General features: G+C 41.4%; 1 protein-coding gene. It reads right to left on the bottom strand.

The window, feature by feature from the left end; translation table 11 throughout:
• The coding region (locus tag AC23P2_RS31010; protein WP_487776776.1) for a hypothetical protein at positions 1-1504 on the bottom strand (1504 nt) is incomplete at both ends.

The following is a 1504-nucleotide window of genomic DNA, read 5'->3' as shown; positions in this document are numbered from 1 at the left end:
AAACTGAGCGACAGTTTTGGTGTTTTTGGCCGTTTCTATAGTTACAATGGCGGCATCTTGTCCATCGGTAAAAAGAGTACTCACGTCTATTTTGGCATCGTGATAAACGACTTGGTTAAAACTCAAAACTCCATTTTGTCTGGTCCTGAAAAACAGTAAATCAGGAATAAATTCTACCCCATTGGCTGTTTTTAATCTTACGTTTTGTATAGCCTTAGTATAGCCATCATCCCAAAGGCGAAGATAGATATTTCTTAGATCTACTGGTATATCGGCAGCTTCTATGCCTGCTCGCCCTTTTCTAAAAGCGGTAGTGAGAATGTCCTTTATTTTATCATCAAATTTGATACCCAGTTCTAAAATCGGTGCCCTATTACTATTGTAAATATTTACTACGCGATAACCAGGGAGTAGTTCTAAATCCAACATATAGTTTTTGAAATGATTTGGTAAAGCAATTTTGCCTGCTGTTCCTGAACCTAAACTATAAGCCCTAGCTAATCCAAATCGTGCATACCAGTTGGTGTTTAACTGCTTGAAGTAGTCCAATAAAGTTTGATTGGCCGTGAGCTCGGTTGCTAAGTTACTGTATTTTGCATTGCCAAGTGCATTATCCAAACGTCCCAGTAGTTCATCGTCCCAAGTTTGGATAATGTTTTGTAGTTCTGCTTTTTTAGAAGCGTTGGTTACCCCCTCCAACCAAGCATTTACTTTGGGGAATTTAGCGGCGATATAACCTGCTTTTCCAAAAAGAGTTTTGATCCCATCTTTCCATTTTCCTTGCTTAAACAAGGCAATCGCTTCCTCTGGATTTTTGATGGTAAGTTTTAGAGCACCAAATGCCTTCTGCTGGCCTTTTAAAGTGGATAATTTTACCCATTTGGAAGGAATAACAATCGTGGCAATAAAGGCCGCTAGTACACCACGATTATACGCCGATATGTCCGCCCCCGTCTCGCTAGTAGAGCAGTCTCCCAATAATGAGGTGCCAAATTCAGAGGCCGCATTTATTAATTGTGGAGTAGCTTCTAGCAATAAGCGAGGTCCACAGGGTGGCCCCAAAATACAATTAAAGAGTTGGTCAACGTTCGGATTGGTAGTGGTAGCATTGATACAGGTTTGAAAAAATCGTACACTGGAGCTCAAACATCCCAGAGAAAAATCCTTTAAGGTTTGCGCTATTCCGAGGGCATCCGCATTGCTAAATAGCTCATGTACAAATCCTTCGGCTACTAGCGCAATACAACGGTTTGAACCTGTTAAGCCAGCTTGGGTAACGTGAGAAATGCTTTTATTTCTTTCGGTTTCTTCCACCAAAAAGTGAATCAACTTCGCTACATCCGATTTGCCAACAACGCACTTTAAAACAGGGGTAAGCAACCTTTCAGCCCACGAAGTGAGGTATTTTGTGATAGGGTTGTCGGCATTGGTGGCGGCCAGTCGTGCATTACGGGACTGGGCATAAGCAACCATCTCATTGTACTCTCTTAAAATAGAGTCTTTA

It is taken from the genome of Runella sp. R0.1_18 (assembly GCF_057652155.1).
This window is presented reverse-complemented; position numbering and strand designations above follow the sequence as displayed.